The 24,591-nt window shown below is 67.4% G+C and carries 20 protein-coding genes; 10 read left to right on the forward strand and 10 right to left on the reverse strand.

Features of this window, described 5'->3' with window-relative positions:
- The first annotated feature begins 99 nt into the window (after window positions 1–99).
- Entirely contained in the window at window positions 100–543 is a 444-nt protein-coding gene (locus ON40_RS22775) for a ferritin-like domain-containing protein (protein ID WP_040825791.1), read from the forward strand.
- 55 nt (window positions 544–598) lie between these two features.
- Here ON40_RS22775 and ON40_RS22780 read toward each other — a convergent pair whose 3' ends face one another.
- Entirely contained in the window at window positions 599–2,356 is a 1,758-nt protein-coding gene (locus ON40_RS22780) for a proline--tRNA ligase (protein WP_040826052.1), read from the reverse strand.
- Between the two features lie 92 nt (window positions 2,357–2,448).
- On the opposite strand from ON40_RS22780, the gene yaaA reads away from it, so the two are divergent.
- The 3 genes from yaaA (at window position 2,449) to ON40_RS22795 (ending at window position 5,734) form a co-directional block, all read left to right on the forward strand.
- Window positions 2,449–3,192: a peroxide stress protein YaaA gene (yaaA, locus tag ON40_RS22785; protein ID WP_040825793.1), complete on the forward strand. Its 744-nt coding sequence runs from the start codon at window positions 2,449–2,451 to the stop codon at window positions 3,190–3,192.
- 207 nt (window positions 3,193–3,399) lie between these two features.
- Window positions 3,400–4,833, forward strand: coding sequence for a three-helix bundle dimerization domain-containing protein (locus ON40_RS22790; RefSeq protein ID WP_245567938.1), 1,434 nt, complete (start codon window positions 3,400–3,402; stop codon window positions 4,831–4,833).
- 169 nt (window positions 4,834–5,002) lie between these two features.
- Window positions 5,003–5,734: a DUF7873 family protein gene (locus tag ON40_RS22795; RefSeq protein ID WP_040826054.1), complete on the forward strand. Its 732-nt coding sequence runs from the start codon at window positions 5,003–5,005 to the stop codon at window positions 5,732–5,734.
- Between the two features lie 427 nt (window positions 5,735–6,161).
- Here the strand turns inward: ON40_RS22795 and ON40_RS22800 are convergent, their stop codons facing one another.
- Together ON40_RS22800 and ON40_RS22805 are read right to left on the reverse strand one after the other, a co-directional pair.
- On the reverse strand, window positions 6,162–6,620 hold the full coding sequence (locus ON40_RS22800) for a nucleoside deaminase (protein ID WP_040825795.1): 459 nt from the start codon (window positions 6,618–6,620) through the stop codon (window positions 6,162–6,164).
- A gap of 42 nt (window positions 6,621–6,662) precedes the next feature.
- Window positions 6,663–8,261 (reverse strand): PucR family transcriptional regulator, encoded by a 1,599-nt coding sequence (locus tag ON40_RS22805; RefSeq protein ID WP_040826055.1) that lies wholly within the window; start codon window positions 8,259–8,261, stop codon window positions 6,663–6,665.
- Between the two features lie 109 nt (window positions 8,262–8,370).
- Here ON40_RS22805 and ON40_RS22810 point away from each other — a divergent pair, with 109 nt between their 5' ends.
- The 3 genes from ON40_RS22810 to ON40_RS22820 are packed head-to-tail and all read left to right on the forward strand — an operon-like array spanning window position 8,371 to window position 12,369.
- Window positions 8,371–9,861: a CoA-acylating methylmalonate-semialdehyde dehydrogenase gene (locus ON40_RS22810; protein WP_040825797.1), complete on the forward strand. Its 1,491-nt coding sequence runs from the start codon at window positions 8,371–8,373 to the stop codon at window positions 9,859–9,861.
- A 24-nt stretch (window positions 9,862–9,885) separates the two neighbouring features.
- Window positions 9,886–11,313: an aspartate aminotransferase family protein gene (locus tag ON40_RS22815; protein WP_040825799.1), complete on the forward strand. Its 1,428-nt coding sequence runs from the start codon at window positions 9,886–9,888 to the stop codon at window positions 11,311–11,313.
- Window positions 11,314–11,373: 60 nt separating this feature from the next.
- Window positions 11,374–12,369 (forward strand): SMP-30/gluconolactonase/LRE family protein, encoded by a 996-nt coding sequence (locus ON40_RS22820; protein WP_245567939.1) that lies wholly within the window; start codon window positions 11,374–11,376, stop codon window positions 12,367–12,369.
- 18 nt (window positions 12,370–12,387) lie between these two features.
- On the opposite strand, the gene ON40_RS22825 is transcribed toward ON40_RS22820, so the two are convergent.
- The 7 genes from ON40_RS22825 to ON40_RS22855 all read right to left on the reverse strand — a co-directional run bounded on the left by ON40_RS22825 (window position 12,388) and on the right by ON40_RS22855 (window position 20,906).
- Window positions 12,388–13,104: a Uma2 family endonuclease gene (locus ON40_RS22825; RefSeq protein WP_157186379.1), complete on the reverse strand. Its 717-nt coding sequence runs from the start codon at window positions 13,102–13,104 to the stop codon at window positions 12,388–12,390.
- A 173-nt stretch (window positions 13,105–13,277) separates the two neighbouring features.
- Complete coding sequence (locus tag ON40_RS22830) at window positions 13,278–14,726, reverse strand: MFS transporter (protein ID WP_245567940.1); 1,449 nt, start codon at window positions 14,724–14,726, stop codon at window positions 13,278–13,280.
- 225 nt (window positions 14,727–14,951) lie between these two features.
- Complete coding sequence (locus ON40_RS22835; protein ID WP_040825803.1) at window positions 14,952–16,409, reverse strand: aldehyde dehydrogenase family protein; 1,458 nt, start codon at window positions 16,407–16,409, stop codon at window positions 14,952–14,954.
- 300 nt (window positions 16,410–16,709) lie between these two features.
- Complete coding sequence (locus tag ON40_RS22840; protein WP_245567941.1) at window positions 16,710–17,303, reverse strand: hypothetical protein; 594 nt, start codon at window positions 17,301–17,303, stop codon at window positions 16,710–16,712.
- Between the two features lie 393 nt (window positions 17,304–17,696).
- Window positions 17,697–18,962 (reverse strand): uroporphyrinogen-III C-methyltransferase, encoded by a 1,266-nt coding sequence (cobA, locus tag ON40_RS22845; protein ID WP_040825805.1) that lies wholly within the window; start codon window positions 18,960–18,962, stop codon window positions 17,697–17,699.
- Between the two features lie 64 nt (window positions 18,963–19,026).
- On the reverse strand, window positions 19,027–19,434 hold the full coding sequence (locus ON40_RS22850; protein WP_040826059.1) for a PPOX class F420-dependent oxidoreductase: 408 nt from the start codon (window positions 19,432–19,434) through the stop codon (window positions 19,027–19,029).
- A gap of 119 nt (window positions 19,435–19,553) precedes the next feature.
- Window positions 19,554–20,906: a DoxX family protein gene (locus tag ON40_RS22855; RefSeq protein WP_245567942.1), complete on the reverse strand. Its 1,353-nt coding sequence runs from the start codon at window positions 20,904–20,906 to the stop codon at window positions 19,554–19,556.
- Between the two features lie 287 nt (window positions 20,907–21,193).
- Here ON40_RS22855 and ON40_RS22860 point away from each other — a divergent pair, with 287 nt between their 5' ends.
- Genes ON40_RS22860 through ON40_RS22870 form a run of 3 tightly spaced genes read left to right on the forward strand, consistent with a single transcriptional unit; the run spans window position 21,194 to window position 24,554 of the window.
- Window positions 21,194–22,330 carry a phosphotransferase family protein gene (locus tag ON40_RS22860; protein WP_040825807.1) on the forward strand — a complete coding sequence of 379 codons (1,137 nt, stop codon included), beginning with the start codon at window positions 21,194–21,196 and terminating at the stop codon, window positions 22,328–22,330.
- Between the two features lie 5 nt (window positions 22,331–22,335).
- Window positions 22,336–23,466: an Rv3169 family protein gene (locus ON40_RS22865; RefSeq protein WP_051193413.1), complete on the forward strand. Its 1,131-nt coding sequence runs from the start codon at window positions 22,336–22,338 to the stop codon at window positions 23,464–23,466.
- A gap of 53 nt (window positions 23,467–23,519) precedes the next feature.
- Window positions 23,520–24,554: a DUF2293 domain-containing protein gene (locus ON40_RS22870; protein WP_040825809.1), complete on the forward strand. Its 1,035-nt coding sequence runs from the start codon at window positions 23,520–23,522 to the stop codon at window positions 24,552–24,554.
- Window positions 24,555–24,591: the final 37 nt, after the last annotated feature.

The raw sequence follows: 24,591 nt of genomic DNA on the forward strand, positions 1-24,591 counted from the left end.
CGCGTCCCGGCCGCAGCCGGTATGTGCACCACCTCACACACTCGAACATACTATCGAAAGACGTTCTCATGCAACCGGAGTATCCAAGGCGGAATCCTGATGAGTACCGCTGATCAGTCGGCGTTGACCGCTGCGCTCAACGCCGAATACGCCGCCGTCTACGCCTACGGCGTCATCTCGGCCTACGCGGCCGCGGACCGCAACCAGATCATCGTCGACTTCACCGCGGCCCACCGCGCGCGCCGCGACGCCACCATCGACGCACTGAAGGCCACCGGGGCATCGGTCCCCGGCCCCGCCGCGGCCTACCCGCCGCCGTTCACGGTGAACGATCCGATTCCGGCGGCCAAACTCGCCGTCACGGTCGAAACCGATACCGCGATCGCCTGGCGCTCGGCCATCGAACGCGCCGACTCCCCGGCCGTCCGCCGCACCGGCACCGAAGCCCTGACCGAGTGTTCGGTGCGCCTGGCCACCTGGCAGAAGATCCTGGGCACGAATCCGGCCACGGTCGCGTTCCCGGGCAGACCTACGCAGAGCTAGATCCGGGCCCCGGCCTCGTCGATTACGACCAGACCGGGGCGTCGACCGGTAGCTCTCAGCCGCGCACCTTGTCCAGGACCGCCTGAACCGCGTCCTGCGCGGGAATCTCGTCACCGGTTCCGGCGAAGCGGTCGCGCAGTTCGACCTTGCCGTCGGCCCAGCCGCGGCCGACGACCAGGACCAGGGGCATGCCGAGAAGTTCGGCGTCCTTGAACTTCACTCCGGGCGACGCGGTGCGATCATCGAGCAGGACCTCGAGACCGGCCGAATCCAGTTGGGCGGCAACCTGTTCCGCACCGGCGCGAGCGCCCGCGTCCTTGTTCGCGATGACCACGTGCACGTCGAAGGGGGCCACCTCGCGCGGCCAGCGCAGGCCCTTGTCGTCGTGCATCTGTTCGGCGAGCACCGCGACCATGCGCGAGACGCCGATGCCGTACGAGCCCATGATCAGCCGGACCGGTTTGCCGTTCTCGCCCAGGACATCGACCTCGAAGGTGTCGGTGTACTTGTAGCCGAGCTGGAAGATGTGCCCGATCTCGATACCCCGCGCGGCGACCAGCGTGCCGCGGCCATCGGGCGAGGGATCGCCGTCGCGCACCTCGGCGGCCTCGATCGTGCCGTCGGGGGTGAAATCGCGTCCGGCGACCAGGCCGACCACATGGCGTCCGGGCGAGTCCGCGCCGGTGATCCAGGCGGTCCCGGTGACCACGCGCGGGTCGACCAGATAACGAACACCGTTGGCCTGCAAGGACTTCGGGCCGATGTAGCCCTTCGCCAGGAAGGCGTTGGCCTTGAAGTCGTCCTCGGTGAGCAGTTCGACCTCGGCGGGTTCGAGCGCGGCGCCCAGGCGCTTGTCGTCCACCTCGCGGTCACCCGGGACGCCGATGCCCAGGATCTCGGTCTTGCCGTCCGGGTGACGCAGCTTGACCATGACGTTCTTCAAGGTGTCCGCGGCGGTGACGGGCCGCCCGTACTGCTCGGCGATCCCGGCGCCGTTGGCCCAGTCGACCAGCGAGGCGATGGTGGGCGTGCCGGGAGTGTCGTGCTCCTGCGCGGCCGGCTGACCGTCGAGCGGAATCTCCGCGGGCGCGGGAGTGATCACCGCTTCGACATTCGCGGCATATCCCGATTCGCGGCAGACCACATAGGTGTCCTCGCCGACGGGGCTGTCGGCCAGGAATTCCTCCGACGCGCTGCCGCCCATCGCCCCGGAAGTCGCCGCGACGATCACATAGCTGACCCCGAGCCGGTCGAAGATCCGCTGATAAGCCTGGCGGTGTGCGTCGTAGCTGGCCCGCAGACCCTGCTCGTCCAGATCGAACGAGTACGAATCCTTCATGACGAATTCGCGGCCGCGCAGAATTCCGGCGCGCGGACGTTCCTCGTCGCGGTACTTGGTCTGGATCTGATACAGCGTGACGGGCAGATCCTTGTAGGAGTTGTACTCACCCTTCACGGTGAGTGCGAACAATTCCTCGTGGGTGGGTCCGAGCAGGTAATCCGCCTTCTTGCGATCCTGCAGCCGGAACAGCGCGTCACCGTATTCGGTCCAGCGATTGGTGGCCTCGTAGGGTTCGCGCGGCAACAGCGCAGGCAGCGAGATCTCCTGCGCGCCGATACCGTCCATCTCCTCGCGCACCACCTGCTCCACCTTGCGCAGCACCCGCAGCCCCAGCGGCAGCCACGAGTAGACGCCCGGCGCGATCCGGCGGACGTATCCGGCACGGACGAGAAGCTTGTGGCTGGGCACCTCGGCGTCGGCGGGATCGTCACGCAGGGTGCGCAGGAACAGGTGTGAGAGACGGGTGATCACGGATGCACAGAGTAGACCGTGCTCCTGCCACGCGGATCGGCGAGCCACTCCCCTCCCCACGCCCGCGCTGCGCGCCGGTACCGTATCGGCTCGTGCTGGTGCTGCTGCCTCCCTCCGAAACCAAGTCCGACGGTGGAAAACTCGGTCCGCTCGACCTGAACGAGCTGTCCCTGCCGCAGCTGACCGCCGTGCGCGACAAGCTGATCACCCACCTTGTCGAGCTGGCCGCCGACCCCGCGGCCGCCCGTGCGGCCCTGGGCCTGGGCAAAGCCGCCGATACGGAGATCGCGCGCAATGCCGCGCTGCGCACCTCACCCACCCGGCCCGCGCTCGAGCGCTACACCGGAGTGCTCTACGACGCGCTGGATGCCGGAGCGTTCACGCCCGCGCAGCGCGGCAAGGCCCGTGCCCGCCTGGCCATCGGCTCGGCGCTGTTCGGCGTGGTGCGCGCGGGCGATCCGATTCCGGCCTATCGCCTCTCGGGCGGATCCAAGCTGCCCGGGATGGCGACGCTGGCCTCGCTGTGGAAACCGGTGCTGACTCCCGCGTTGCGGGAGGAGGCCGCCGGGCAGCTGGTCGTGGATCTGCGCTCGGGCACCTATCAGCAGCTGGGCCGCGTCCCCGGTGCGGTCACCGCGACCGTGCTCACCGAACGTCCGGACGGCAGCCGCACGGTGGTGAGTCACTTCAACAAGCATCACAAGGGCCTGCTGGCCCGCGCGCTGGTCCTGAGCCGCGCCGAGCCCACCGATATCGCGGGTCTGGCACGGATCGCCGAAAAAGCGGGACTGCGTATCGAAATCGCCTCCTCCACCGAACTCCTCGTCCTCACCTGAGATGAATTTCCGGTATCGCGAAATTGAACGTGGCACATCGGAAAACGCAACTATTTTCGCGAAATACCAAAGCATGCAGGCATTTCCGCAGCAACTGCCGCGTAACTTATTGTCTCGCTTGGGAACGGCAGCGTTTGTGCCGTAATGTCTCCGGGACGCACCGGATAATGCCGCGCATTCATTCCCTGTGATGTCGAGGAGCTCGGCGTGGGTACCCATTCCCTACGTGAAGACAAGGTCGCACGCGAACGCGAAGACAAAGCACTGCGGCAATTGACCGATCGACTGGTCGCGGACTATACGGACACCCATGCCGAGCAGGATGTCCACACCGCGATCGGCGCCGCGCGCAGTCGTTTCGACGGACACGCCATCCGCGATTTCATCCCGATCCTGGTCGAGCGCGTCGCGCGCCGATCGCTGGACGGCGAGCCCGAACCCGGCGCCGAGCCCACGGAGGCCGAACAGGAATCGAGTGCACCGCGGACCGCCGGATCCGGCATCGCGGACCGATTGCGTTCCGCGGCAATGGATCTGCTCCCGCCGCCCTGGAGCGGACGCAATCTGATCGGCCCGGTCGCCGCGGCGATCGTCGTCGTGGTCGTGGTGGCGCTCGCCTTCGGCACCGGTGGGTCACACCAATCCACCACGGCCGCAACACCTTCGGTGACAACCCTGCACGGTGTGATCGGCTCGGAGAAGCTCGCCTACTTCAACGACCCGAAGGTGGTCTCCGAACTGGCCCGGCACGGACTGCGAGTACACGTCGAACCGGCCGGGTCCCGCCAGATCGCCACGTCGGTGGACCTGAACAAGTTCGACTTCGCCTTCCCATCGAGTACCCCTGCGGCGGAAGTGATTCTGCGCGAACGCAACATCACCACCCGGTACACGCCCTTCTCCTCGCCGATGGCGATCGCGACCTTCAAGCCCATCGTGGATCTGCTCACCGCGGCCGGTGTCGTGCGGCCGGGCCCGGTACCCACCTTGGACATGCAGCGCTATCTGGATCTGGCCGGCGCCGGAACGCAGTGGAATCAGTTGCCCGGCAACACCACCTATCCGGTGCCGAAGAACATCCTGGTCTCCACCACCGACCCGCGCAGCTCCAACTCCGCCGCGATGTATCTGGCGATCGCCAGCTATGTGGCCAACGACAACACGATCGTGCGCGGTGCCACCGCTGAGGACAACGCGGTGCAGAAGGTGTCGAAACTCTTTGTCGACCAGGGTTATTCGGACAATTCCAGTAAGGGACCGTTCGACGAGTACCTGTCCGGCGGCATGGGCCCGATGCCCATGGTGCTGATCTACGAGGCGCAGTTCGTGGAGGCGTCGGTAGCGGGCAAGATCACCCCCGACATGGTGCTGATGTATCCGTCACCGACGGTGCTGTCCCGGCACACCCTGGTACCGCTGAACACCGAGGGCGACCGTCTCGGCAAGCTGCTGTCCACCGATCCCGAACTCCAGCAACTCGCCGCCGAACACGGCTTCCGCACCGGCGATCCGGCCGAGTTCGCCTCGGTGGCAACCGAATACCACGCCCCGGTCACCCCACAGGTGGTCGATGTGGTCGATACGCCCAGCTACGACACCCTGCAGCATCTGCTCGACGGCGTGGCGCGGGCCTACAACTGACCGTCCACACCTGATCCGATGATCGTGGTCCGATAATTCGGATGCGCCCTTCGCGCGGTTCGGCGTACCGTCTGTTCGTCGCTCGCACTCGGTAATGACTCCAGGTGTGGCACAAGGTTTTCCGACGACTGCTGCACGGTACGAGAACGGTGCGGAGGGAGGCATCATCATGACCAAGCTCAATCAGATCATCGCGGTGGAGAAGGGCGTCAAGGGCGGCGCGCTGCGCGAACTGGCCGAGGTGCAGTCCGGACTGCACAAGCCGGCCCTGCTGGCCGGAATCTCGCGATCCTACCAGCCCAAGGACGAGGAGGGTGAGCAGCTGCCGCCCGAATCGACTCGCGTGCAACTGAAGTCGGAGGATGTGCTGCGCCGCACGGCCGACACCCTGACCCGACTGTTCGACGTCACCGCGACCAAGGACTGGACCAACTGCCAGGCCACGGCCGATGTGACCGTCGAGGGCGAGACGCTGCTGCGCGACGTTCCGGTCACCTATCTGCTGTTCCTGGAGAAGCAGCTCGGCGAACTGCTGACCTTCACCAAGAAGCTGCCGGTGCTCGATGCCGCCGAGGCGTGGGTGTTCGATGACTCCTCGGACACCTGGCGAACCGATGCGGTGCGCACGATCCGCACCAAGAAGGTGCCGCGCAACCACGTCAAGGCCGAGGCCACCGAGAAGCACCCGGCGCAGGTCGAGGTGTACTACGAGGACATCGCGATCGGATACTGGACCACGACCAAGTTCTCCGGCGCACTGCCTGCCCGGCGCGTCAACGAGCTCGCCGACCGGATCGAAAAGCTGCGTCAGGCAGTGCAATTCGCCCGCGAGGAGGCCAACGCGACGGAGGTGACCGACCGCAAGGTCGGCGAGGTCGTGTTCGGGTATCTGTTCCGCTAGTACCGGATCCGGGCCTGCCCGGATCCCCAAGGAATTCCCCTGCCTCGTAGACGGGGGAAGCGCGAGGAGCGCAAAGCTCAAACTGAACATGAATCTGATTCGCGGTATCAGTGCGGGTTCGACCCCCGCCCCGGGCACGGGCCCGGGTAGCCCAATCGGTAGAGGCAGCCGCAACAAGCTCAGACTCTCGCTCCAGATTGAGTATTCGCCGCCGAACTCGAGGATGCAGGGATACGGACGACCGCGACGAGGTGCCGGCTCATCTCCGGCTCTCCGCGCTCTCATGCGGAGGTGGTCCAACGGTAGGACGCGTCGCCGAGAACCTGATCCGTTCCCGCATCGTCCGAGTGCGAACTGGGCGGCACCACGGCGCCCGGCGGATGGCAAAGCCGCCGGGTGCCACCTCGCTCTCCTCGATCGGTGACCGCTACTGCGTCACGCCGATGTCCTCGAACCACAGTTGCGGGCGCTCGGCGATGAAGCTCGTCATCATGTCCACGCAGCGCGAATCGTCGAGCAGCGTGATCGACACCCCGTGTTCGGCGAGCCATTCGTGTCCGCCGGTGAAGGTCCGCGACTCCCCGACGATAACCGCGCCGATGCCGAACTGCCGCACCAGACCGCTGCAGTACCAGCACGGCGAGAGCGTGGTCACCATGACGGTGTCGCGGTAGTCCCGTCGCCGCCCGGCATCGCGGAATGCGACGGTCTCCGCGTGCAGGCTCGGATCATCGTCCTGCACCCGCCGATTGTGCCCGCGGCCCAGGATATTTCCCTCCGCGTCGAACAGTGCGGCTCCGATCGGAATGCCGCCCTGCGAGAGCCCGAGCCGGGCTTGTTCGATGGCTACGTCCAGCATGCGTTCGGCGGTGATCATGAAGCTCATGCTGCCTTACCGGTCGCCGGTCACAGCCGGTGGTTCGTCTCATCACTCGCGGAACCCTGCGGTCAGATCTCGGATCAGCAAGGCGGTGTGCAGGGATGTGCGGATCTCGCCGTCGTTCAGATCCACGCCCAGGATGCGCTCGATGCGGGCCAGCCGGTCGTAGAGGGCCGGGCGCGAGATGTTCATTCGCCGGGCGAGTTCGGTCTTGTTGCCCGCCAGATCCAGGAATCGGCGCAGCGTCGGGGTGAGGTCGCCGCGGTGGCGGATGTCGTGGCGCAGCAGTGCGCTCAGCTCCGTCTCGGCGAACCGCTGGACGCCGGGTTCGTTGCGGATCAGCGACAACAGCCCGCGCAGCCGCACATCGCCGCTGCGGTAGAACGAGCGCGGCGCGGTCGATTCCAGTGCCAACGCGATCTCGGCGACGTGCGCGGCGTGGGCGAGTTCGCGCGCGGCGTCCAGCAGCGATTCCGAATCCGCGCCCACGCCGACCGCGATCCGTTGCACGCCGTCGGTGCGGCGCAGCTCCGCGGCCAGTGCGGCACAGACCTGCTCCAACCGAGGGTCCAGCTCGCCGTCCCGGCCGATGCCCAGGATGAGGGTGAGCTGTTGTTCGTCCGCAGCGCTCAGTGCGGTCGCCCGGCTCAACGCCACGCCGTGACCGGCGGCGTCCAGGAGTGTCGCCGCGCGACGCTGCCGGGCCAGCGGATCCGGCTCGCTCACCGCGGCCACCCGCACCGTCACCGGTACGTAGCGGGCGCGACGCGCCAGACCCAGCGTCGCGGCGCGGGCCACCGCTTCCTGTTCGTCGATCACCCGGCCGGCGACCATATCCTCGATGAGCCCGGTCTGCGCCTGGCGATGCAACCCGAACCGATCCTTCTCGATCATCCGGTGCAGGGTGAGCGTCTGTGCGGCCCGCTCCAGGACCATCCGCGCCCTGGCCGAGGGGATGCTCTCCGAGCGCAGCAGCAGCCGCCCCCAGCGCTGGGTGTGCGGGCCGACCGGGACGGCGCTGTCCACATCGTCGGGCAGCATGCGCGAGGTGGTCTCCCAGTTCTCCAGCAGCGCCGCCGCCGAGGTGCCCCTGGCCGAGACCGCCAGCACCCGGTGCGCGAGATCCTCCAGCACCACCGACGAATCCAGCAGGGTCGCAGCGGTTTTCACGATCTCCTCGAGCGATGCGCGGCGCACGCTGAGGGTGCTGAAGGTCTCGTGCACCGAATGGGCGAACTCCAGCTCGGCATACTGGTCGGCCACGATCATCCGGTGCACCGCCTCGGTGACCTCCACGAATCGGGTGATCCGCCGCAACGCGACCACCGGGAGCCCGAGCCGATCGGCGACGGTCGCGACGAAGGTCGGCAGTTCGGTGACGTATCGGCCCAGCTCCACGACCAGCCCCGCCACTGCGGCCGCGGCCAGCGATTCCAGGTAGGCGCCCGTCGCCGGGGCGCCGTAGGCCAGCGGCTGGCCGGTGGTCAGGATCAGCTCTCCGCCCGAGACCAGGGTGGCCAGATCGGCGGTCTCGCTGACGTGCACCCAGCGCACCGGCCGGTCCAGGCCCTGTGCGCCGCCGATCACCCGAGGTTCTCCGGCCCGGACCACGGGCATGTCGAGAATTTCCGCGACGGTGGGCAACACCGATGAATCGTAATACATCCAGGCTCGAAGCCGACATTTCGTCGGTCGCCATTCCGGTCGCGCGGGGACACAGTGGAAGCATCAGTCCGGTCCGGATTCGAGGAGAGATATGCAGACCATCGCGCATTGGGTCGACGGCAAGCCGTTCGCCGGTACCAGCGAGGCGAGCGCGCCGGTGACCAATCCCGCCACCGGCCAGGTCAGCGGACAGGTCTCGCTGGCGGACACCGCCGATGTCCGGGTGGCGGTCGAGGCGGCCGCCGCGGCGTTCCCGGCGTGGCGCGATACCTCGCTCACCCGACGGGTCCAGATCCTGTTCCGCTTCCGCGAACTGCTCAACGAGCGCAAGCAGGATCTGGCCGCGATCATCACCGCCGAACACGGCAAGGTGCTCTCCGATGCGCTCGGTGAGGTGACCCGCGGCCTGGAGGTCGTCGAATTCGCCTGCGGCATACCGCATCTGCTCAAGGGTGGCTTCACCGAGAACGCCTCCACCAAGGTGGACATCTTCTCGATCCAGCAGCCGCTGGGCCCGGTGGCGATCATCTCGCCGTTCAACTTCCCGGCCATGGTGCCGATGTGGTTCTTCCCCGTGGCCATCGCGGCGGGCAATACCGTGGTGCTCAAGCCGAGCGAGAAGGATCCCTCGGCGGCGCTGTGGCTCGCGCAACTGTGGGCCGAGGCGGGCCTGCCCGACGGGGTGTTCAACGTGGTCCAGGGCGATAAGACCGCCGTGGACGAACTGCTGGACAATCCGGCGATCAAGGCGGTCTCCTTCGTGGGCTCCACGCCGATCGCCCGCTACGTCTACCAGCGCGGCACCGCCGCCGGCAAGCGCGTGCAGGCCCTGGGCGGGGCCAAGAACCACATGGTGGTGCTGCCCGACGCCGATCTGGATCTGGCCGCCGACGCCGCGGTCAACGCCGGCTTCGGCTCGGCCGGTGAGCGCTGCATGGCGATCAGCGTCCTGGTGGCCGTCGGTGAGATCGCCGACGACCTGATCGCGCGGATCACCCAGCGCGCCAGGACGATCAAGACCGGCGACGGTACCCGCGACAGCGATATGGGCCCGCTGGTGACCCGAGCGCACCGGGACAAGGTCGCCGCCTATATCACCGCCGGAGAGTCCGAGGGTGCGACGGTGGCGCTCGACGGACGGGATGTGCAGCCCGACGGCGGAGCGGACGGATTCTGGCTGGGACCGACCCTGCTGGACAACGTCGCACCGGGAATGAGCGTCTACACCGACGAGATCTTCGGCCCGGTGCTCTCGGTGGTCCGCGTCGCGACCTACGACGAGGCGCTGACGCTGATCAACGCGAACCCGTACGGCAACGGCACCGCGATCTTCACCAACGACGGCGGCGCGGCCCGACGGTTCCACAACGAGGTCGAGGTCGGCATGATCGGCATCAACGTGCCGATCCCGGTTCCCATGGCCTACTACAGTTTCGGCGGCTGGAAGGCGTCGCTGTTCGGCGACTCCCACGCGCACGGGACGGACGGGGTGCACTTCTACACCCGCACCAAGGCCATCACCTCCCGCTGGCTCGATCCCAGTCACGGCGGCCTGAATCTCGGCTTCCCACAGAACAGCTGACCACCGAGAGGAGAATCCCGGACGATGACGCAGGACACCACACCGATCGCGGACACACCGCTGCCCAACGGCATGAGCCTCACCGCCGCCCGCGCCGAGGCCGAGCGCGCCTACGAACTGGACCGCAGGCACGTCTTCCACTCCTGGTCGGCGCAGCGGCAGTTGGATCCGATGACGATCAGTGCCGCGCAGGGCTGCTACGTCTGGGACGGTGCGGGCCATCGCCTGCTGGATTTCTCCTCGCAGCTGGTGAACACCAATATCGGTCATCAGCATCCGAAAGTGGTTGCCGCCGTGCAGGAGCAGGCCGCCAAGCTGTGCACGATCGCGCCGCAGCATGTCAATGCGGCGCGATCGGAGGCGGCCCGGCTCGTCGCCGAGCGGACCCCGGGCGAGCTGAACCGCATCTTCTTCACCAACGGCGGCGCCGACGCGGTCGAGCACGCGGTGCGGATGGCGCGACTGCACACCGGCCGAACCAAGGTGCTGGCCCGGTACCGCTCGTATCACGGCGGGACGGATCTGGCGGTGAATCTGACCGGAGACCCGCGACGCTGGCCCAATGATCGCGGCGCTGCGGGAGTGGTGCACTTCCACGGGCCGTTCCGGTACCGCTCGCAGTTCCATGCGGAATCCGACGCACAGGAATGCGAACGCGCGCTCGAACACCTGGAGCAGACGATCCTGCTGGAAGGATCCGAGACGATCGCGGCGATCATCCTGGAGTCGGTCCCGGGCACCGCGGGGATCATGGTGCCACCGCCCGGGTATCTGGCCGGAGTCCGTGAGCTGTGCGATCGCTACGGAATCGTCTTCGTCGCCGACGAGGTGATGTCCGGTTTCGGGCGCACCGGACGATGGTTCGCCATCGAACATGCTGCCGAATCCTCTTCCATCACTGGGGAATCCGGCGCGGTCGTACCCGATCTGCTCACCTTCGCCAAGGGTGTCAACTCCGGTTATGTACCGCTGGGCGGCGTCGCGATCGCCCCGCATATCGCGGCGACCTTCGACGACCGCGTGTACCCAGGCGGGCTGACCTACTCCGGGCACCCGCTGGCCACGGCGGCTGCCGTGGCGACCATCACGGCGATGGCTGAGGAACGCATCGTCGAGAATGCCGCCGAGATGGGCGAACGGGTGCTCGGCCCCGGGCTGCGCGAGCTCGCCGAACGTCATCGCTGCGTCGGCGAGGTGCGGGGCCTCGGCGTGTTCTGGGCTCTGGAGATGGTCCGCGACAAGCAGACCCGTGAACCGCTGGTGCCCTTCGGCGGCGCCGCCACCGTGCTGCGAGAGGTGGACGCGGCCTGCCGCGCGGCCGGACTCCTTCTGGCCGTCAATGCCAACCGCCTGCACATCGTGCCGCCGTGCACGATCAGCGAGGCCGAGGCGAAGGAGGGGCTGGCGATCCTGGACGAAGCGCTCACCCTGGCCGACGCACACGCCGCCTGAGTTCCGCTCGGACAGAGGGAAACGCACCGCAGCCCACCGTCGGGGCGGTACGGTTCGGCTATGCCGCTCCGCCCCCAACGTTGGACGCCGCCGAAGGCCACCCCGCGCGCCCGCCAGAGCCGCAGCACGCCGCCGATGCCCGAACCGCGGCTGATCGACCTGCCCGGCGCCGTCCCCGAGGACGTGGTGCTCGCACCGGACGGCCGGCTCGTGACCGGAATCAGCGGCGGGGCGATCCTGGCGGTCGATCCGCGCGACGGTGCGATCGAGCAGATCGCCGACACCGGTGGACGGCCGCTGGGGTTGCACGCCGATCCCGACGGCTCCCTGCTGATCTGTGATTCCGAACGCGGGCTGCTGCGGTTGAGCGCACCACACGCGAGACTGGAGGTCCTGGTCGAGGAGGTGGACGGGGAGCGGCTCACCTTCGCCAGCAACGTCGTCGCCGACGAGGACGGCACGATCTACTTCTCCGCCTCCACCCGCCGATACTCGTTCGAGGACTATCTGGGTGATTTCTTCGAGCATTCCGGTACCGGACGCCTGTTCCGCCGCACACCCGACGGCCGGGTCGAAACCCTCTTGGACGGACTGCAATTCGCCAACGGCATCGTCCTGTCCCCGGACCGTTCGCAGGTGCTGGTCGCCGAGACCGCGGCTTATCGCATCGCGCGATACCACCTGTCCGGTCCGCAGGCCGGAACCTCGGACTACCTCGTCGAGAATCTGCCCGGACTCCCCGACAACATGGGCCTGGGCAGTGACGGTCTGATCTGGGTCGCCCTGGTCACACCGCGAAATCCGTTGCTGGACATGCTCCTTCCACTGCCCGGCATCCTGCGCCGACTGGTCTGGGCGATACCGGCGGGACTGCAGCCCAAACCGGTGCGCACCGCCTGGGTGCAGGCATTCGACTTCGACGGCGCGCTCGTCCACGATCTGCAACGCGAAGCGGATCCCTATGCGATGGTCACCGGAGTCGCCGAACGAGACGGCACCCTGTACCTGAGCAGCCTCGCCGAATCCGCGATCGCCGAGGTCCGGCTCGCTCCCTGATCGCCGCGACATTCGCACTCACCGCCGGGTCGCGACCGGAGCTGACGAATAACGTTGTCCGCCAACACACCCGGTACCAGAACGCGGCCGCATCGACGGACCATGACCACCGGACCCGCGCGACGCGCGGCCGTCCGGCCTGGGCGTGTAGATCGCCGACAGGTCGACCCGGACCGGGAACGGCACCGCGGTGGACAGCGTGCCGCTGTGGATCGGCGTAGGCGCCGGGACGTACTCGCGCGATTCCTGATCGAGCCAGTACTGATAGACGATCGGACGATCGTCCCGCCCACGCTCGACCCGCCAGAAGTTGGCGATCCCCGCGTCGGCGTACAACCGCGGCGTGCGGTACCAGTCGTCTCCTCTGGAATCGTCCGGGACGATCTCCACCACGAGCACCGCGGCAGCGGCCGGAATTCCGTCGGCGGCATACATCTCGACGGCCGACTCGTCGACCACCACGACATCCGGTCGCAGGACACTGAACTCGCCGAGCGCCATGCGCTGATCGGCGTGGACCGCATACGGCGCGCGCCGCGCCGACCTTAACGCCCGCACCAGCGCATCACGAACAAGTCTGTGCCGGTACCCGATTCGGCCGCGCACCACGATCTGCCCCTCCACCAGCTCCCACTCGTACGGCGGATCCAGCGCACTCAGCTGCGCACAGGACCACCCGCCCCGCTCGAGTTCCGACTGCTCGCCGAACTCACCAGCCATCATCCCCACGGACATCGTCCCCTCCATCCCCTGCGCGAGGGCCGACTCCCCCGACAGGCCCCACCCTAACCGGACCCAACGGCCCCCGACCAGCACCGATCCACAGCCGCACCCCTTACGCAACGACTTGCCGGGTACACCGCCACGCATCGAGTGCGTCTACCGGAAAAGGGTGCGACATCGAACCCCTAAGTCTGCTGCGATTCCTTTTCGGCATCCTGAGCCAGCGCAAGCTCCTGGGGTGTGTATCGCAGAGTGAAGCCGATCAGGCCGACGACGAACGCACAGACGCCGCAGATCAGCAGTACCAGGGTGTAGCCGCTGCTGAGCGCGTTGATCTCATCGGCGGTCATCGACGCAACGCGGCCGGTACGCCCGCCCATGGACAGGGTGCGTGAGGCAGCGATGGGAGTCAGGATGCCGACCGAGAGCGGCGTGCCCAGGGCGAAGATCATCTGGCCGATCGCCGAGAGCGGACCGATCTCGGCGACCGGGACACCGACCAGCAGGCACAGCGGTCCGGTGACGATCACCAGCCCGACGCCGAAGCCCGCCGCCAGCAACAGGATCAGCAGCGTCGGCCAGTACTGGACACTGCCGTCGAGCGTCGATCCGTAGATACCCGCGGCGGCGAGGAAGACTCCCGCCAGCACCAGCAACCAGCGCGGCTTGACCATGACGACGGCCTTGGATGCCGCCCCCGTGCCGATGCCTGCCCCCAGGGTGAACGGAATCGAAGCCACACCCGCGATCAGCGGGCTGTAGCCCACGACGTTCTGGAGAAACTGTGCGACGAAGTAGGTCATACCACCGAGTACGCCCGAGCCGAGCAGCAGCGCGACGAATGTCACCGACCGGTCACGATTCTTGAACAGCGACAGCGGCAACACCGGATTCTCCGCGGAGCGTTCCACGACGATGAACGCCACGAACAGTACGGCCCCCGCGATCAGCGAACCGAGGATCACCGGACTCGTCCACCCCCAGTTGGGGCCTTCGGTGGCACCGAGTACGACCGCACCGCAGGCCGCGGTTCCGAGCACGGACCCGGGCACATCCAGGGCCGACCGGTGATGAGTGGTATCGCGCAGCACGAAGACAGCGCCGAGCACGATCAGGATTCCGATCGGCACGTTGATCAGGAAGACCAGCCGCCAGTTCAGCTGAGTGAGCGCACCACCGATCACCAATCCGCCGACCGAACCGATGGCCTGCATGGAGCCGAAGATCGCGATCGCCCGCGTGCGCACCGGACCGGCCGCATAGGTACTGACCACCAGAGCCATCGCCGAGGGCGCCGCGATCGCACCGCCGATCCCTTGGACACCGCGGGCGAGGATGAGCATGATCTCGTCCTGCGCCAACCCGCACACCAGCGAGGAGATCGTGAACACCGCGACGCCGACCATCAGAACTCGCTTGCGCCCGAACAGATCTCCGATCCGTCCGCCGAGCAGCATGAGTCCGGCGAAGGTCAAACCGTATGCGGTCACCGTCCAGGCGCTGCCGGAGCTCGACAGCCCCATCTGCTCCTGCAGCCGGGGCAGCGCGAGGATCACGATGGTCCCGTCCAGGATCACCATCAGATTCAACCCGCTGAGGATCAGAATCGGCAGCCCGAACGCCCGCTGGGTCATCGGATGGTCCATTGTCGCAGCGGGGTTATCTGGCACAGTGAGCCACTGTAACCGATACCGGCCATGTCAAAAACGCGCCAGTTCCGGCCGCATCCGCCATGTTCGGCTCCCATTCCTCCAGCATCCCGGCACCATCGCACCGGTTGCACACGACACGCAACTCCGCACACGCCGACGGTCCGTCCCGGCTCACAACGAGCGGGGACGGACCGTTGGCGCAATTCACTACAGCTGAGCCCAGACCGACTTGGTCTGCATGTACGCCTCGACGCCCTCGCGACCGAATTCGTGCCCCCAACCGGACTGCTTGTACCCGCCGAACGGCACCGCGTGGTCGAAGACCAGCTGACAGTTCAAGGTGACCGTGCCCGCCTGCAGGCGCTTGGCGATGCGGTGGGCGCGGCCGAGGTTGGTGGTCCAGGCAGTCGCGGCCAGACCGTAGGTGGTGTCGTTGGCCAGCGCCACGGCCTCGTCATCGTCGTCGAACGGCAGGATCGTCACCACCGGCCCGAAGATCTCCTCCTTGTAGAGGCGGCTGGTCGCAGGGTCGACATTGGTGAGCACGGTCGGCTGGACGAAGTAGCCGCGTCGATCGAGCCGCTCACCGCCGGTGACGATCTCGACACCGTCCCGCTTGCCCTCATCGAGGTATCCCAGCACGCGGGTGAGCTGCTTGGCGCTGATGAGCGGGCTGATCATGGCCCCCTCCTCCTCGGGCCCGCCGAGCTTGAGGTTCTTCGCGACCGTCGCGATGCCCTCCACGACCCGCTCGTAGACCCCGCGCTGCACGAAGATCCGCGACCCGCACACGCATCCCTGACCGGAGTGGATGAAGATGCCCATCGCCGCCATCATGATGGCCATGTCCAGATCGGCGTCGTCGTAGATCAGCACAGGCGACTTCCCGCCGAGTTCGAGCATGACCTTCTTCAGGTTGCCCGCCGAGGCCCGCACGATCTCCTTGCCGACCTCGGTCGAACCGGTGAAGGCGACCTTCTCCACGTCCGGGTGCGCGGTCAGCGCCGCGCCCGCGGTGTAGCCGTAACCGTTGAGCAGGTTGACCACACCCTCGGGCACCCCGGCCTCGGCGATGATGCGGTCCAGCAGCAGAGCCGACAGCGGCGTCTCCTCGGCGGGTTTGACGATGCTGCTGCAGCCCGCGGCCAGCGCCGGAGCGATCTTGGCGCAGGCGTTGAAGACCGGGCCGTTCCACGGGAAGATCAGCCCGACCACGCCGTAGGGCTCCTTGAGCGTGTAGGCGTGCATATCGGCGTAGGCGCCGGAGATTCCGCCGGTCATCTGCACTTCGTGCGCGGTGCCGTTGACCTTGGTGCACCAGCCCGCGTAGTAGCGGAAGAATTCCGCGCAGGTGGGGACGATCATCTGCGCCTGTGCCAGCGGCATACCCGTATTGAGCGAATCCAGCTGGGCCAGATCCTCGGCGTAGTGGTCCATCAGATCTGCGATGCGCCACATGATCTTCGCGCGCTCGCGGCCGGGCATGGCGTGCCAGACGCCCGATTCGAAGGACGCCCGCGCCCGCGACACCGCCTCGTCGACGGCCTCCGGACCGCAATCGGTGAACTCGGTGATCGGCTCCTCGGTCACCGGATCGATGACCGGGATGACCGCACCCGTACCGGGCAGCTTGCGTAGATCGTCCAATACCGACTGCAACGTCATCGCAGTACCTCACTCTTACGGAATGGAAGTTTGATTCTCGTGTGCGAGAATATCATTTCTCAGTGACATGTGTCAGCGTGCCCGGTCACGCACCACCGCTCTCACGACATCCGGGAGTAAGCGGCCCGAACTCAGGCGCACACGCGAATGGCGTTCGGCAACAAGGGATTACAAAAACCGGTAGCCCCGGCACAGCAGTGCCGGGGCGATCGGTCACACGGCCGATCCCGACCCGCTACCGGACGACGCGAACGCCATCCGGACACGGACACAAGGACATTGCGAGATCTTCCCGCGAATTCACTTGGCGGAGACGAGATCTCCGTCGCATCGACAGCTCGGCGGCGGCAGCTCGCGAATGCGGAACGCCTCGGTCTGCTCGGGCGATTCACCCGGGAAACCCGCCGCGGCCAACGCGCACGTCTTGAACACCCGCGCCGCGTTGCTCATTCGATGGGACACCGGCTCGATCCGGTCGTCCAGTTCCGTCGGCAGCCCCTCCCCCCACAGCGCGACCTCGACGGGCCGGCTGTCGAGATATTCGTGCACACCGGCGCACACTCGGTCGTCGGACAGATACGTCTGCGAGGCCACCGCGACCGCATTGGGGTGCATATCACGCTCGAGGACGGTCAGCGCCTGCTCCAGGTCCAGGACCGTCGCACCGAGGATTCCGAGCGGGCGGACATTCGAGCATTCGGCGACCAGGGCGGTCACCTCCCAACCGGCGCTCGCCCGGTCGAACACCCACCCGCCCGCGTACCGGACCACCTCGGCGGCGGTCGGCGCGATGACGACCAGGTGGTAGCGCAACGGATGCCTACGTACATGAGCCCGCCAGCGGGCAACCTCCCAGACACCTCGGTCAATGGGATCGACAGAACGAACAGCCATATTTCCATCCCGCTTCTCGAACGTGAAGATCGCGGCAGGTCCTTGGGCCGGGCCACAACGCAGCACCCCGCCGTCGCGACGACCGGCATGCTCGACGAGCCTCCACCCGGGGGTGAGGGTCACTCGCAATACCGGGATCGCACCGAAGAGTGTGCGGCAGGTCAGGGCTGGTGACCGTAGCGCCGCATCGCCCCACGGGGGAATCTACCGATCACACAGTAACCCGGTTACCTCGCGTTGTGGTGAGTCTGACACAACTGAATATGTGATCCATGTCACACAGAATTCTGGTCGTACAATACCGCCCCGAAAACCGCGAGAATTCGCGATGACGCGGACATAACCGCTGATCGCAGGCGAAATCCGTTGGCCTGCCGCGATACTCGGCGAGGATTACTCCGCTGCCGCGGTCCGGGCGGAGTCCGGGATCGCCGCATCGAAACCGGCGGTCGGGCCGATGACGATGATCGCGGGCGGACGGATGCCCTCCGCACGCACCCGTTCGGCGACCGTGGCCAGATCCGCGCGCAGGACGCGCTCGGTGCGCAGACTGCCCTCCTGGACCACGGTGACGGGCGTATCGGCCGGACGGCCACCGTCCAGGAGCGCGGCCGCGAACTTCTCGATCCGCTCGACCGCCATCAACAGCACCAGCGTGCCCCGCAGCCGGGCCAGCGCCGGCCAATCCACCAGCGAGTCCGGGTGATCGGGTGCGATATGACCGCTGACAACCACGAACTCGTGCGTCACGCCGCGGTGGGTGACCGGGATCCCGGCCAACGCGGGCACGGAGATGGCGCTGGTGACGCCGGGAACGACCGTCACCGGAACACCCGCGGCCACACACGCCTCGAGTTCCTCGTAGCCGCGCCCGAACACGTACGGGTCGCCGCCCTTGAGCCGCACGACGAATTTGCCTGCCCTGGCGCCCTCGACGAGTGCGGAGTTGATCGCCTCCTGAGCCATGGCCCGCCCGTACGGGATCTTCGCCGCATCGATCACCTCGACGTCGGGAGCGAGTTCGGCGAGCAGTTCCGGCGGTGCGAGCCGGTCGGCGACAACGAGATTCGCGCGCGCCAGCAAGCGCCGGCCGCGCACGGTGATCAGATCCGGATCGCCGGGCCCGCCACCCACGAGTGCGACACCGGGGGCGGCGGGTTCGGAATCACCGGTCACCACACCGGATTGCAACGCCTCGAGCAGCGCGTTACGCACCGCGGCCGAGCGACGATGACGTCCCCCGGCCAGCACGCCGAGAGTCATACCGTCGTACCGGGCGGTGGCCGGGGTGACCGCCGTGCCCAGCCGGGCGTTGTCGGCGCGCACGCAGAAGATGCGCCGCTCGGTCGCCTCGGCGACGATCGCGGCATTGGTCTCGGGCTCGTCGGTGCAGGCGACGGCGTACCACGCCCCGTCGAGGTCGCCCGGGGCGTAGTCGCGCAATTCGAGGCCGATCTGCCCCGAGGCGGCCATCCCCTCGACGGCCGGTGTCACGGTCCGGCTGATCACCTGGACATCGGCCCCGGAGGCGATCAACAACCCCAGCCGCCGCTGGGCCACCGAGCCGCCGCCCACGACGACGACGCGGCGGCCCGCGAGATCGAGCCCGACGACATAGTTCGGGTCACCTGTTTGCTGGTCGTCCTGCGTGTTCGGCACAAGTTTCGAGCCTACGGCCCGCGCATGCGAACCCGGCAACCACCCACGACCCCGGCGGCGGCGCTCAGAGACGTCCACGCACCGCCGTCGGGGCGACGCGCACGATCACCCGCTCACCGTCGTTGACCGAAGCGGGGTTGAACTCCGCGTAAGGCTTGCCGGTGTACTTGTGCGACAACCGATCCGGCAGCTCCCGGGCGGTATCGGGAGTCACGGTGACGCTGCCGCGGATCTCGGCGTAGACGTACGGGTCGCCCGGCGGCACGATCATGACCGTCACCCGCGGGTCGCGCACGATGTTCTTGTACTGCTGCCGATCGACGGTCGTGGAGTAGACCAGTTCGTCACCGTCACGTTCGAGCCAGATCACGGTGAGGTGCGGCTGTCCGTCCCGGCCGACGGTCGCCAGGGTCGCGAAGACGGCGGTGTCGTCCAGGAGTTTTTTCAGATTCTCGGAGAAGTCGGCTGTCATATCGAGTGCGAACCCGGCGCGCCGCAACGGAATTCCCGGACGCTGTGTCGTCTGCGCGCCGAACCGGGCGGATCGCGGCCGGGACCTCCGGGCGGACTCGGCCCCGTCGGCTCGCTGCACTAGGGGTGCCGCGGATTGTTCTGGACCCAGCGGAATCCGGTGCGGCGCAACGGCAATCGGTCCGCGTCGAGGTGTTCGAGCGCGATGCTCACCGGGTGGCCGTTCAATTCACCGGTCAGCACCGCACGGTCGGACGCGGGCTGCTGGAAGGTCAGGACGCCCGTGGGCCCGGGATTGTTCGGCACGGCCTTGATCGTGATCCGGTGCGCCGCCGGATCGACCGTGGCCGGCAGGCCCTCCAGGGCGCCGTCCATGTGCTGGAATTCGAGCACGCCCGGATAGTCGAAGATGACCCGATTCCAGCGATCGGCATCGGTGACCAGCGGTGGCACGTCCTGTCCGTCCCGGGTGAACCGCGTGACGGTCCAGATGCCGTACAGCGGCGGCTTCTCCCGGCCGCCGCCGTACTGGTGCCAGGTCAGCCACTGCAGGTGACACAGACCGATCACCACCCAGATCCCCAGGAGTACCTGAACCAGCGCTGCGATCCGCCGGGATCGCGGGGTGTGGAACGGATACGGCGTGGTCGAGGGTCCGGCAGCGCGGCCGAGCAGCAACACGGTGAACAGCCGCCGCGCCTCCGGTGCGAGCAGGATCAGACTCGCCAGCAGCAGATGGGCGGACAGAATCTTGACCGGCACGTCGAAGGTCATGTTGAGCAGGAACACCTGGGCCAGGTCCACCAGGCTCAGCATCGCGCCCAGCACGGCGGTGCGCGGGATGAACAGCAGCAGCCCGGCCAGCACCTCGGCCAGTCCGAGCGACATCTCGTACGGCTGGGAGGACCCCACCTGATTCCACAGCACCGCCATCGGCGTGAACTGCCCGTACGGTTCGAGCAGCGTGCCCAACGACGGTGCGGCCATCTGCGTCGGAATCACCTTGACGAATCCGTACAGGAGCATCTGCCCGCCCAGAAACAGCCGCAGGACCAGCAGCGCCCAGCCCGCGAGCGTGCGGTATCCGAGCCGACGCCGGTCCAGTAGTGACCACACCACCGTCGCGACGAGCGCCACGACCAGCACGCAGAACAACTGCACCCAGTAGATCGCCTGATCGCCGCTCCCGCTCGGGTAGATCCGCACGTCGTGCGCACCGAACACCGTGCGCCCCACCCAGCCGAGCACCGGATCCAGCAGCTTCTGCTGCCATGCTCCCGTCCGGCTCGGCAACCAGGTGCGGAACCAGCCCGTGAAGGCGATCGTGATCTGCGGGACCATCAGGCAGAACAGCCCGAAGTAGATCAGCAGGAACCGGAAGACGATGCGGGTGAACGGGTTCCACGCCGTCACAGCATCGTCCCCCGACCGGATCTCCGATATGTCGTCCCGCTCCTTGACACCGTCGCTCATGCTCGACCTCCCGCTCGAACCAGCGCACCCGAAACCGACTTCCGCCGGATCCTCCCACCGATCTTCCGGCCCTCTCGACACACGCCGCAACCCGCATTCCAGGCAGGCTGCCCCCGATCCCGGCAACCTCCGTCCCGGTCATCGGAATCGGCGAATAACGTCTCTCGGATTCCACCACGAGCGGCGAATAGAACGCGTTACATTCCCTCCATCGTGTCGCCACGGACCTCCCGAACCGGTCCGAAGCACCCCACGCAGGCAGTTCCAGAAGCCAGGAGGACCCGATCATGTCGGACGATTCCGATCCAGATCCCGAACAGCGGCGACAGCTCACCACCAGCGCCCGGGATCTCTACGACCTCGCCGAACGCCTGACCGGATGGCTCGGTGACAAGGTCGGCTGCGACGACGCACCGACGCTCACCGATCTGCGCCGTCCGCAGGCCGGTGGGATGTCGAGTTCGTCGGTCCTGTTCGACGCCTCCTGGCAGAAGGACCGGAAAACGCTCACCGGCTCCTATGTTGCCCGCATGGCGCCGGAGAACGACTCCTTTCCGGTCTTCGAAACCTACGATCTGGCAAGGCAATACGCGGTGATGGCGGGCGTGGCCGAACACAGTTCGGTGCCCGTGCCGCCACTGTGCTGGTTCGAGAAGGACGAATCCGTGCTCGGCGCACCGTTTTTCGTGATGCAGCAGGTGGAGGGCCGCATCCCCGAGGACAATCCGCCGTACGTATTCATCGGCTGGCTGTTCGACGCCACTGCGGAGCAGCGAATGCTGCTGACCCGCAACACCATCGACATCATCGCCGAAATCCACGACATCGCCGATCCGGCGGCGAAGTTCCCGGAGCTGGCCGAATCCGGCGACTCGCTGCGCCGGCACGTCGATGCCACCCGCGCCTGGTACCGCTGGGCCCTCGCGGACGACGGCTACCCGATCCCGTTGCTGGAGCGCGCATTCGACTGGCTCGAGCAGCACTGGCCGCTCGATCCCGGCCCCGACGTGCTCAGCTGGGGCGATTCCCGGCCGGGCAACATCATCTACCAGGAGTTCGATCCGGTCGCCGTGCTGGACTGGGAGATGGCCGCACTGGGCCCACGCGAGCTCGATGTGGCGTGGGTGATCTTCATCCACCGGTTCTTCCAGGATCTGGCAACGCAATTCGGCCAGCCGGGACTGCCGGATTTCCTGCGCCGGGAGGATGTGGTCGCGCACTACGAGCGGGCCGCCGGATATCGCCTGCGCGACCTGGACTTCTACCTGGTCTACGCGGCACTGCGGCATGGGGTGGTGATGGCCCGGGTCAAGCGCCGGATGATCCACTTCGGCGAGGACACCGACACCCCCGACCGGGACGACTACATCATGCACCGCAGAAGTCTCGAGGCTCTGCTCGACGGCACCTACGAATGGGATTGACAGGTATGAGCGAATCCGACGGCCGCGGCGTCGGCCCGACCCCCGCACCGCTGGACGAATATCCGATCCATCAGACCCCGTTGTCGCTGGCCAGAGTCGGCACCAGCGACCGGAACTTCTACGACCGCAGCTATTTCAACGGCCACGACCGGGACGGTGGCACCTTCCTGGTGACGGGTCTGGGCGTTTATCCGAACCTGGGCGTCATCGACGCGTACGCGGCCGTGCGACGCGGCGAAACTCAACGGGCCGTGCGCTTTTCGACCGAACTCACCGAACGCGGCCTGGACCAGCGGGTCGGCGGCTACCGCGTCGAGGTGCTCGAACCACTCGATCGCATCCGGATCGTCTGCGAGCACGAGGATCTCGGCTTCGACCTGACCTGGACCGGAGCCTTTCCCGCGGTGCTGGAACAGCCGCATCTCATCCTGGCCGGGAACCGGCCGATCATCGATGCGTCCCGATTCGCCCAGGTGGGTTCGTGGGCGGGCACGCTGCACGTGGACGGGACCGATCTGACCGTGGATCCGCAGGTCTGGACCGGCAGCCGGGACCGGTCGTGGGGTATCCGCCCGGTCGGGGAGACCGAACCGGCGGGGCGCGCAGGCGCATCCGGACCGGGCGGCTTCTGGTGGATGTATGTGCCGCTGCGCTTCGAGGACTTCGCCATCGTCGTCATCGTGCAGGAGAATCCGGACGGATTCCGCACCCTCAACGATGCCACCCGGATCTGGGCCGACGGTCGGGTCGAGCAACTCGGCTGGCCGCGCGTGCACATCGACTATCGTTCCGGCACAAGAATTCCCGTTGCCGCGCGGCTGGAGATGACCGCCTCGGACGGCAAACCGGTGGAGGTGCACATCGAGCCGCAGACGTTCATGGCGCTGCACATCGGCTGCGGCTACGGCGGCGATCCGGATTGGCAGCACGGCGTCTGGAAAGGTGCGGACTGGTCCTCCTCCAGTAGTTACGACCTGACCGATCCCGCTGTCGCCGGGCGCATTCCGTGGGGTGTGATCGATCACGTCGCCCGCGCCCGGTGCGGTGACGCCGAGGGCTGGGGCATGTTCGAACACGCCAGCCTGGGGCGGCACGACCCGACCGGTTTCGCCGATTGGACGTCCGTGGCTCCCTGACCGGAGGCGACGGAGCGCGGGCGCTGTCGTGGCCGTGTTCTATGGTTCCATCCATGTCCAAACTCCGGCGTCGGGTGGTCACGGCCGCGGAAGCGGCACTGGCCCAGCACAAGTACGTGTCCACGGTCGATGTGCTGGTGGGTTTGGGCTGGCTGACCTCGGCGCACGTCGAGCGCTGGCGGCAGGGGCGGGCGCCCTCGCTGGTGAAGCTGGCGCCGGTGGACGGGGCGCGGCTGCGTGATGTCGCGGATCTGCTCGGGGAGTGGGCGCGAGAGAGCGGCCTGACCCCGAGCGATACCGCCTATCTGTCCGGCAGTCGCGACCACGCACCGCTGATCTTCGTCGGCGACGGTGACGAGGCGGTGTTCCGCACGCACTGGCTCTCCCCCGACCTCAGCCCGGCCCGCCGCGAGCAGATGGTGCAGCGCCAGAACAAGGCGCCCGACCTCACGGTCGTGACGGCGGTGCCCGGCGACTGGACCTGCGCGGAATGTTCGGACACCGGTCCGTATCAGATCATGTCCGATGCCGGGCCACTGTGCCTGACCTGCGCGGATCTCGACCATCTGGAATTCCTGCCCGCAGGGGACGCGGCATTGAGCCGACGCGCCAAGAAGGAGAGCACCCTGGCCGCGGTCGTCGTGCGGTTCAACGCGCGGCGCAAACGCCACGAACGCGTGGGCATCCTGGTGGAGGAACAGGCACTGGCCCGCGCGGAGGAGCAGTGCCTGGCCGACGAGGACGCGCGGTTGCGCCGCCGCGAACGCGATACCGCTCGGCGCGCGGCACAGGACGTCGAATTCCAGGCGCGGATGGCCGCCGAGATCCAGCGGCTGTTCCCGCACTGCCCGCCCGAGCGCGCCACCGAGATCGCCGACCATGCCGCGGTGCGCGGCAGCGGGCGCGTCGGGCGCAGCGCGGCCGCGAAAGTCCTTGCCGCCGAGGCGGTGACACTCGCGGTGATCGCCTCGATCCGGCATCTGGACACTGATTACGACCGGCTGCTGATGGCGGGCACACCGCGCAAGGATGCCCGCGCGAAGATCCGCCCGACGCTGGACCGGGTGCTCGAATCCTGGCGGGGTTGACTCGACCGGACCACCGGCACGCGCACCGCGACCGAAC

The organism is Nocardia jiangxiensis NBRC 101359, assembly GCF_000308615.1.
Lineage (GTDB): Bacteria > Actinomycetota > Actinomycetes > Mycobacteriales > Mycobacteriaceae > Nocardia > Nocardia jiangxiensis.

What these genes read in the sequence shown, in the direction of transcription:
- ON40_RS22775 (WP_040825791.1), top strand. Translation starts at nt 100, where the DNA reads ATGAGTACCGCTGATCAGTCGGCGTTGACCGCTGCGCTCAACGCCGAA.
- ON40_RS22795 (WP_040826054.1), top strand. Translation starts at nt 5,003, where the DNA reads ATGACCAAGCTCAATCAGATCATCGCGGTGGAGAAGGGCGTCAAGGGC.
- ON40_RS22800 (WP_040825795.1), bottom strand. Translation starts at nt 6,620, where the DNA reads ATGAGCTTCATGATCACCGCCGAACGCATGCTGGACGTAGCCATCGAA.
- ON40_RS22810 (WP_040825797.1), top strand. Translation starts at nt 8,371, where the DNA reads ATGCAGACCATCGCGCATTGGGTCGACGGCAAGCCGTTCGCCGGTACC.
- ON40_RS22815 (WP_040825799.1), top strand. Translation starts at nt 9,886, where the DNA reads ATGACGCAGGACACCACACCGATCGCGGACACACCGCTGCCCAACGGC.
- ON40_RS22820 (WP_245567939.1), top strand. Translation starts at nt 11,374, where the DNA reads ATGCCGCTCCGCCCCCAACGTTGGACGCCGCCGAAGGCCACCCCGCGC.
- ON40_RS22825 (WP_157186379.1), bottom strand. Translation starts at nt 13,104, where the DNA reads ATGTCCGTGGGGATGATGGCTGGTGAGTTCGGCGAGCAGTCGGAACTC.
- ON40_RS22830 (WP_245567940.1), bottom strand. Translation starts at nt 14,726, where the DNA reads ATGACCCAGCGGGCGTTCGGGCTGCCGATTCTGATCCTCAGCGGGTTG.
- ON40_RS22835 (WP_040825803.1), bottom strand. Translation starts at nt 16,409, where the DNA reads ATGACGTTGCAGTCGGTATTGGACGATCTACGCAAGCTGCCCGGTACG.
- ON40_RS22840 (WP_245567941.1), bottom strand. Translation starts at nt 17,303, where the DNA reads ATGGCTGTTCGTTCTGTCGATCCCATTGACCGAGGTGTCTGGGAGGTT.
- ON40_RS22850 (WP_040826059.1), bottom strand. Translation starts at nt 19,434, where the DNA reads ATGACAGCCGACTTCTCCGAGAATCTGAAAAAACTCCTGGACGACACC.
- ON40_RS22855 (WP_245567942.1), bottom strand. Translation starts at nt 20,906, where the DNA reads ATGAGCGACGGTGTCAAGGAGCGGGACGACATATCGGAGATCCGGTCG.
- ON40_RS22860 (WP_040825807.1), top strand. Translation starts at nt 21,194, where the DNA reads ATGTCGGACGATTCCGATCCAGATCCCGAACAGCGGCGACAGCTCACC.
- ON40_RS22865 (WP_051193413.1), top strand. Translation starts at nt 22,336, where the DNA reads ATGAGCGAATCCGACGGCCGCGGCGTCGGCCCGACCCCCGCACCGCTG.
- ON40_RS22870 (WP_040825809.1), top strand. Translation starts at nt 23,520, where the DNA reads ATGTCCAAACTCCGGCGTCGGGTGGTCACGGCCGCGGAAGCGGCACTG.